The sequence below is a fragment of the Streptomyces sp. NPDC058401 genome (assembly GCF_042722885.1).
In the GTDB taxonomy this organism is placed as follows: Bacteria; Actinomycetota; Actinomycetes; order Streptomycetales; family Streptomycetaceae; genus Streptomyces.
This window is the reverse complement of record NZ_JBHXKA010000225.1, coordinates 1-7,380: the sequence shown is the minus strand read 5'-3', so window position 1 is coordinate 7,380 and position 7,380 is coordinate 1. Positions and strand designations below refer to the sequence as shown.

Genomic DNA, 7,380 nt, shown 5'->3' with positions numbered 1-7,380 from the left:
CGATAGGGCGGCGGCCGGGCCGGCCGGGAAGGTCAGGCACCCACCGCGTGCAGGCCGCCGTCGACGTGGATGATCTCGCCGGTGGTGCTGGGGAACCAGTCCGACAGCAGGGCGACGACGCCCTTGGCGGCCGGCTCCGGGTCCGACATGTCCCAGGCCATCGGGGAGCGCTGGTCCCAGATGTCCGCCAGGCCGGAGAAGCCCGGGATGGACTTCGCGGCCATGGAGCCGATCGGACCCGCGGAGATCAGGTTGCAGCGGATCTTCTCCTTGCCCAGGTCACGGGCGAGGTAGCGGCTGGTGGCCTCCAGGGCGGCCTTGGCCGGGCCCATCCAGTCGTACTGCGGCCACGCGTACTGCGCGTCGAAGGTGAGGCCGACGACCGAGGCGCCCTCGTTCTCCGGGAAGAGCGGCTTGCAGGCCATGGTCAGCGACTTCAGCGAGAACGCCGAGACGTGCATGGCGGTGGCGACCGACTCGAACGGGGTGTTCAGGAAGTTGCCGCCGAGCGCGTCCTGCGGCGCGAAGCCGATGGAGTGGACGACACCGTCGAGGCCGCCGAGCTCCGCACGGACGAGCTCCTCCACGCGGGCCAGGTGCTCGTCGTTGGTGACGTCGAGCTCGATCACCTTGGCGGGCTTGGGCAGCTTCTTGGCGATGCGCTCGGTCAGGGTCGGACGCGGAAAAGCGGTGAGGATGACCTCGGCGCCCTGCTCCTGGGCCAGCTTGGCGACGTGGAAAGCGATGGAGGACTCCATCAGCACCCCGGAGACGAGGATGCGCTTGCCGTCGAGAATTCCGCTCATGGTGATCAGTGACCCATGCCCAATCCGCCGTCAACGGGAATGACGGCACCAGTGATGTACGCAGCGTTGTCGGACGCCAGGAAGCTGACCGCGGCCGCGATCTCCTCGGGCTGCGCGTAGCGGCCCAGGGGCACCTGGCCGACGATGCCGGCCCGCTGCTCTTCCGTGAGCACCTTCGTCATGTCGGTGTCCACGAAGCCGGGTGCGACGACGTTGAAGGTGATGTTGCGGGAGCCCAGCTCACGGGCGAGGGAGCGGGCGAAGCCGACCAGCGCCGCCTTGGAGGCGGCGTAGTTGGCCTGGCCGGCCGAGCCGAGGAGGCCGACGACCGAGGAGATCAGGACGACGCGGCCCTTCTTCGCGCGGAGCATGCCGCGGTTCGCGCGCTTGACCACGCGGAAGGTGCCGGTGAGGTTGGTGTCGACGACCGAGGCGAAATCTTCCTCGGACATGCGCATCAGCAGCGTGTCCTTGGTGATGCCGGCATTGGCCACCAGGACCTCGACCGCGCCGTGCGCGTCCTCGACCTGCTTGTACGCCTGGTCGACCTGGTCCGAGTCGGTGATGTCGCAGCGGACCGCCAGCACGCCCAGAGCCGTGAGCTCCGCCGGGGGCTCGCCCGACCGGTACGTGATCGCGACCTTGTCCCCCGCTTCCGCGAAGGCTCGGGCGATGGCGAGGCCGATGCCCCGGTTACCTCCGGTGACGAGAACCGAGCGGCTCAACGGATCACCCTTTCGACTAGCGGTCTGAATACCAAAAACCTATAGGTCAAGTACCCCTTACGGAGAATCCGGCTCCGACAGGGCCGCGGTACGCGGTCTGTCGAGTCCCTACAGAAAGATGTAGGCACCGCGAGCCCCGGCGCGACATGATCGTGCCAGCTGCCCCAACCCCCGGGAGGACCTCCGTGCCCCATTCCATCGACGCGGCCTTCACCGCGCTGCCCTTGCGGGCGCTCGCCGACGCGGCGCTCGCGCGGGCCCGCGCGCTGGGCGCCGACCATGCCGATTTCCGCCTGGAACGCATCCGCAGCGCCTCCTGGCGGCTGCGCGACGCCAAGCCCTCCGGCGGATCCGACACCACGGACCTCGGCTTCGCGGTCCGGGTCGTGCACGGGGGCAGCTGGGGGTTCGCCTCCGGTGTGGACCTGACCATGGACGCCGCCGCGAAGGTGGCCTCGCAGGCCGTGGCCATGGCGAAGCTCTCCGCCCAGGTGATCAAGGCGGCGGGATCGGACGAGCGGGTCGAGCTCGCCGCCGAGCCGGTGCACGCCGACAAGACCTGGGTCTCCGCCTACGACGTGAACCCCTTCGAGGTGCCGGACACGGAGAAGGCCGCGCTGCTCGCCGACTTCAGCGCGCGCCTCCTGGCGGCCGACGGCGTGGCCCACGTGGACGCCTCGCTGCTCGCGGTCCACGAGAACAAGTTCTACGCCGACACCGCGGGCACCTCCACCACCCAGCAGCGGGTCCGCATCCACCCGCAGTTCACCGCCGTCGCCGTGAACGCCACCACGGGCGAGTTCGACTCGATGCGCACCATCGCCCCGCCGGCCGGGCGCGGCTGGGAGTACCTGACCGGCACCGGCTGGGACTGGAACACCGAGCTGGAGCAGATCCCCGGGCTGCTCGCCGAGAAGATGCGGGCGCCGAGCGTCGAGGCCGGGCGCTACGACCTGGTCGTGGACCCCTCGAACCTGTGGCTCACCATCCACGAGTCCATCGGCCACGCCACCGAGCTGGACCGGGCGCTGGGCTACGAGGCCGCGTACGCCGGTACCTCCTTCGCCACCTTCGACCAGCTCGGCAAGCTGGCCTACGGCTCCCCGATCATGAACGTCACGGGCGACCGGACGGCCGAGCACGGGCTGGCCACCATCGGGTACGACGACGAGGGCGTCGAGGCGCAGAGCTGGGACCTGGTCAAGGACGGCACCCTGGCCGGCTACCAGACGGACCGGCGGATCGCGAAGCTGACCGGGCTCGGCCGCTCCAACGGCTGTGCCTACGCCGACTCCCCCGGGCACGTGCCCGTCCAGCGCATGGCGAACGTCTCGCTCCAGCCGGATCCGGGCGGGCTCTCCACCGAGGACCTGATCGGCGGGGTGGAACGCGGGATCTACGTGGTCGGCGACCGCTCCTGGTCCATCGACATGCAGCGCTACAACTTCCAGTTCACCGGGCAGCGCTTCTTCCGCATCGAGAACGGGAAGCTCGCCGGACAGCTCCGCGATGTCGCCTACCAGGCCACGACCACGGAGTTCTGGGGCTCGATGGAGAAGGTCGGCGGTCCGCAGACCTACGTCCTGGGCGGCGCCTTCAACTGCGGCAAGGCCCAGCCGGGCCAGGTCGCGGCGGTTTCGCACGGCTGCCCGTCCGCGCTGTTCCGCGACGTGAACATCTTGAACACCACGCAGGAGGCCGGACGATGACCTCGTCGAGTCGCACCACCAAGCCCCACGAGATCGTCGAGCGGGCGCTGGAGCTGTCCACCGCGGACGGCTGCGTCGTCATCGCCGACGAGCAGTCGAGCGCCAATCTGCGCTGGGCGGGCAACGCCCTGACCACCAACGGGGTCACCCGCGGCCGCACCCTCACGGTCATCGCCACCGTCGACGGCAAGGAGGGCACGGCCTCGGGGGTCGTCTCGCGCTCCGCCGTCACGGCCGCCGAGCTGGAGCCGCTGGTCCGGGCCGCCGAGGCGGCCGCCCGCGGCGCCGGACCGGCGGAGGACGCCCGGCCGCTGGTCACCGGTACCCCGTCCTCGCCGGACTTCGCCGACGGCCCGGCCGAGACCTCCTCGGCGGTGTTCGCGGACTTCGCCCCGGCCCTCGGCGAGGCCTTCGCCCGGGCCCGCGCGGGCGGCCGCGAGCTGTACGGGTTCGCCAACCACGAGCTGGTCTCCACGTACGTCGGCACCTCTACGGGGCTGCGCCTGCGCCACGACCAGCCCAACGGCACCCTGGAGCTCAACGCGAAGTCCCCGGACCGCCAGCGCTCGGCCTGGGCCGGCCGCGCGACGCGGGACTTCAAGGACGTGGACCCGACCGTGCTGGACGCGGAGCTGGCCGTACGGCTCGGCTGGGCGGAGCGGAAGATCGACCTGCCGGCCGGCCGGTACGAGACGCTGCTGCCGCCCACGGCGGTGGCCGACCTGCTGATCTACCAGATGTGGTCGGCGTCGGCCCGGGACGCGGTGGAGGGCCGGACCGTCTTCTCCAAGCCCGGCGGCGGCACCCGGCTCGGCGAGCGGCTCTCCCCGCTGCCGCTGAACCTGCGCAGCGATCCGAACGCGCCGGGCCTGGAGTCCGCGCCGTTCGTGATCGCGCACAGCTCCGGCGACGACGCCTCCGTCTTCGACAACGGCCTGCCGGTCCCGGCGACCGAGTGGATCAAGGACGGCGAGCTGGCCCGGCTGACCACGACCCGGCACACGGCGGAACTGACCGGGCTGCCGGTCACCCCGTCGTTCGGGAACCTGATCCTGGAGGCCGGCGGGGAGAAGTCACTGGAGGAGATGGTGGCCTCCACGCAGCGCGGGCTGCTGCTGACCTGCCTCTGGTACATCCGCGAGGTGGACCCGGCGACGCTGCTGCTCACCGGGCTGACCCGGGACGGCGTCTACCTGGTGGAGGACGGCCAGGTCGTCGGCGAGGTCAACAACTTCCGGTTCAACGAGTCCCCCGTGGACCTGCTGTCGCGGGCCTCGGAGGCCGGCCGGACCGAGAAGACCCTGCCGCGCGAATGGAACGACTGGTTCACCAGGACCGCGATGCCGGCGCTGCGCATCCCGGACTTCAACATGAGCTCGGTCAGCAAGGGAGTCTGATCAACGTCGTCTGATCAACAAAGCGTCAGAGGTCCGGGCCTTCCCCGCCTAGACTGGCGGGGAATCCCCAGCTTTTCCGTTCCACCTCGTTCAAGGAGACCCAGAACCGTGACGGACATCGTCGACGAACTGAAGTGGCGCGGGCTCTTCGCCCAGTCCACCGACGAAGAAGCGCTGCGCAAGGCGTTCGCGGACGGTCCCGTCACGTTCTATTGCGGCTTCGACCCGACGGCGGCCTCGCTGCACGTGGGTCACCTGGTGCAGGTCCTCACCGTGCGCCGGCTCCAGCAGGCGGGCCACCGCCCGCTGGCGCTGGTCGGCGGTGCCACGGGTCAGATCGGTGACCCGCGGCCGACCGCCGAGCGCACCCTGAACGACCCGGAGACCGTCGCGAACTGGGTGACGCGCCTGCGCACCCAGATCGAGCCGTTCCTGTCCTTCGAGGGCGAGAACGCGGCGCTCATGGTGAACAACCTGGACTGGACGGCGGGCCTGTCCGCCATCGAGTTCCTCCGGGACATCGGCAAGCACTTCCGTGTGAACAAGATGCTGACGAAGGACTCGGTCGCCAAGCGGCTGGAGTCCGACCAGGGCATCAGCTACACGGAGTTCAGCTACCAGCTGCTCCAGGGCATGGACTTCCTGGAGCTGTACCGCCGGCACGGCTGCGTGCTCCAGCAGGGCGGGTCCGACCAGTGGGGCAACCTGACGGCCGGTCTCGACCTGATCCACCGGGTGGAGCCGGACGCGCACGTCCACGCCATCGCGACCCCGCTGATGGTCAAGGCGGACGGCACCAAGTTCGGCAAGTCCGAGAGCGGCGCCGTCTGGCTCGACCCGGAGATGACCACCCCGTACGCGTTCTACCAGTTCTGGCTGAACGTGGACGACCGGGACGTCTCCACCTACATGCGCATCCTGTCCTTCCAGACCCCCGAGGAGCTGGAGGCGCTGGAGGCGCAGACCGCCGAGCGGCCGCAGGCGCGTGCCGCGCAGCGGGCGCTGGCGGAGGAGCTGACCACGCTGGTGCACGGCGCGGACCAGTGCGCCGCCGTGATCGCGGCGTCCAAGGCGCTGTTCGGCCAGGGCGAGCTGGCGGACCTGGACGAGGCCACCCTGGCCGCGGCCCTGTCCGAGCTGCCGCACGCGAAGGTGGCGGAGCCGGGCCTGGTCATCGACCTGCTGGCGGAGACCGGGCTGGTCGCGAGCAAGTCGGCCGCCCGCCGGACCGTCAAGGAGGGCGGCGCCTACGTGAACAACGTGAAGGTCGCCTCCGAGGACGCGGTCCCCGCCAAGGAGGACCTGCTGCACGGGCGCTGGCTGGTGCTGCGCCGCGGCAAGAAGAACCTGGCGGCGGTCGAGGTCACCGGCTAGACGCCGCACACGCAGTACGACGCGGGGGCCGGTCCGGACACATCGTCCGGGCCGGCCCCCGCGTCGTGCTCCGCCGCGCTCTGCCGCGCTCCGTCGTGCTCTGCCGCGCGGCGGGGCCGGGGCCCTCAGGTCATCTGCCTCTTGTTGCCGCGGAGCGAGCTGTAGATCAGGTCACCGAGACCGACCACCACGACGGCTCCGGCAAGCTGCAGCAAGTGCCGGATCCAGTCGATGCCGCGCGTTTCGTTGACGCCGATCCACGTGGCCACGGCGTTTCCGAGGACGGCGCCGATGATGCCGAAGATGGTGGTCAGCCAAAGGGGCTGGTGCTGCTTGCCCGGCAGGATCGCCCGGGCTATCAGTCCCAGCACAAAGCCGACGATGATCGCCCACAACCAACCCATGTCGAGCCTCCTCCTGGCGCGTTGTGCGCATGTGGGCCCAGTCTCGACCCGTCCGGCCTACTGCGCATTTCGGGCGGCTCCATTCGGGGGACACCCCCTCTGCCGGGCTGAGGGCGGGCGGCGTACCGTGGAGGCGTCCGGGCCGGGGAGTGCCCGGCGGTCGATCGGGTGGTGGGTTGTGGAGCGGACGAAGCGGAACGGGTCCGAGGTCTTCCGGATCACGGGCGCGCGGATGAGCCTCGCCGAGGACGTACGGGGACGCCAGCGCCGGTACGTGATCTCGATGCTCGTCAGGACCCTGTCGGTGATCGCGACGATCGTCCTGTGGAACGTGCAGCGGCCCGTGGCCATCGTGACGCTCGTCGCGGGGGCGCTCCTGCCGTACATCGCGGTGGTCATCGCCAACGCGGGGCGGGAGTCGACGCCCTCCCTGCCCTCCCACTTCGTTCCGGCGCCGGTGCACCCCGCGCTGGGTGACGGAAACCTCAAGAAAAGCTCAGATCAATCATGAAGTTCCAGTGCACCGCACCGGGTCCTGCGTGACATACTGCCTACGCGCTCCGCATCCCCCGTCGGAGCGACGGACCGACGCCGGGCAGCTCCCCCCGTGGCTGCTCGGCGTCGCCATTCCGTCTTAGGGTTGAGCCGTGACTCCCCTTGATGCGCTTCTGAACGACGCTTCCGCCCCCGACGTACCCACGTGTTCCGCCAAGGCCTGCCGCGCGCCGGCCCTCTGGGTCCTGGCGTGGAACAACCCGAAGCTGCACACCCCCGAGCGCCGCAAGACCTGGCTGGCGTGCGAGGAGCACCGCGAGCACCTGTCCCAGTTCCTGGGGGTCCGCGGTTTCCTCAAGGACGTCGTCAAGCTCGACGAGTGGGAAGCGCCCGAGGGGGCGCCGCCGGCGGAGGCCCCGCGCGCCCCCGCGGGCGCGCCGCGACCGGAGCCGCCGCGGCCCGCCGCCCCC

At 70.6% G+C, this 7,380-nt stretch carries 7 protein-coding genes and 1 pseudogene; 5 read left to right on the top strand and 3 right to left on the bottom strand.

Annotation, left to right across the window (positions count from 1 at the left end):
- Positions 1-32 precede the first annotated feature (32 nt).
- Both fabI and fabG read right to left on the bottom strand, forming a co-directional pair.
- On the bottom strand, positions 33-806 hold the full coding sequence (fabI, locus tag ACFWNV_RS38585; RefSeq protein ID WP_383956675.1) for an enoyl-ACP reductase FabI: 774 nt from the start codon (positions 804-806) through the stop codon (positions 33-35).
- Between the two features lie 5 nt (positions 807-811).
- Positions 812-1,531: a 3-oxoacyl-[acyl-carrier-protein] reductase gene (gene fabG, locus ACFWNV_RS38580; RefSeq protein ID WP_383956672.1), complete on the bottom strand. Its 720-nt coding sequence runs from the start codon at positions 1,529-1,531 to the stop codon at positions 812-814.
- A gap of 185 nt (positions 1,532-1,716) precedes the next feature.
- Between fabG and ACFWNV_RS38575 the strand changes: the two genes are divergently transcribed.
- The 3 genes from ACFWNV_RS38575 (at position 1,717) to tyrS (ending at position 6,011) form a co-directional block, all read left to right on the top strand.
- Positions 1,717-3,240 carry a TldD/PmbA family protein gene (locus tag ACFWNV_RS38575; RefSeq protein WP_383956669.1) on the top strand — a complete coding sequence of 508 codons (1,524 nt, stop codon included), beginning with the start codon at positions 1,717-1,719 and terminating at the stop codon, positions 3,238-3,240.
- Positions 3,237-4,637, top strand: coding sequence for a metallopeptidase TldD-related protein (locus ACFWNV_RS38570; RefSeq protein ID WP_383956667.1), 1,401 nt, complete (start codon positions 3,237-3,239; stop codon positions 4,635-4,637). The genes ACFWNV_RS38575 and ACFWNV_RS38570 overlap by 4 nt, the downstream gene beginning before the upstream one ends.
- A gap of 108 nt (positions 4,638-4,745) precedes the next feature.
- Positions 4,746-6,011, top strand: coding sequence for a tyrosine--tRNA ligase (gene tyrS / locus ACFWNV_RS38565; protein ID WP_383956664.1), 1,266 nt, complete (start codon positions 4,746-4,748; stop codon positions 6,009-6,011).
- Positions 6,012-6,136: 125 nt separating this feature from the next.
- On the opposite strand, the gene ACFWNV_RS38560 is transcribed toward tyrS, so the two are convergent.
- Complete coding sequence (locus tag ACFWNV_RS38560; protein ID WP_383956661.1) at positions 6,137-6,415, bottom strand: GlsB/YeaQ/YmgE family stress response membrane protein; 279 nt, start codon at positions 6,413-6,415, stop codon at positions 6,137-6,139.
- A gap of 178 nt (positions 6,416-6,593) precedes the next feature.
- Here ACFWNV_RS38560 and ACFWNV_RS38555 point away from each other — a divergent pair, with 178 nt between their 5' ends.
- Positions 6,594-6,926 (top strand): DUF3099 domain-containing protein, encoded by a 333-nt coding sequence (locus tag ACFWNV_RS38555; RefSeq protein ID WP_383956658.1) that lies wholly within the window; start codon positions 6,594-6,596, stop codon positions 6,924-6,926.
- A gap of 157 nt (positions 6,927-7,083) precedes the next feature.
- Positions 7,084-7,311: pseudogene (locus ACFWNV_RS38550) on the top strand (hypothetical protein); the annotation flags it as partial.
- Positions 7,312-7,380 lie beyond the last annotated feature (69 nt).

Bases quoted from the DNA above. Each gene is read 5' to 3' on its own strand.
- fabI (WP_383956675.1), bottom strand. From the start codon at position 806: ATGAGCGGAATTCTCGACGGCAAGCGCATCCTCGTCTCCGGGGTGCTG.
- ACFWNV_RS38570 (WP_383956667.1), top strand. From the start codon at position 3,237: ATGACCTCGTCGAGTCGCACCACCAAGCCCCACGAGATCGTCGAGCGG.
- ACFWNV_RS38560 (WP_383956661.1), bottom strand. From the start codon at position 6,415: ATGGGTTGGTTGTGGGCGATCATCGTCGGCTTTGTGCTGGGACTGATA.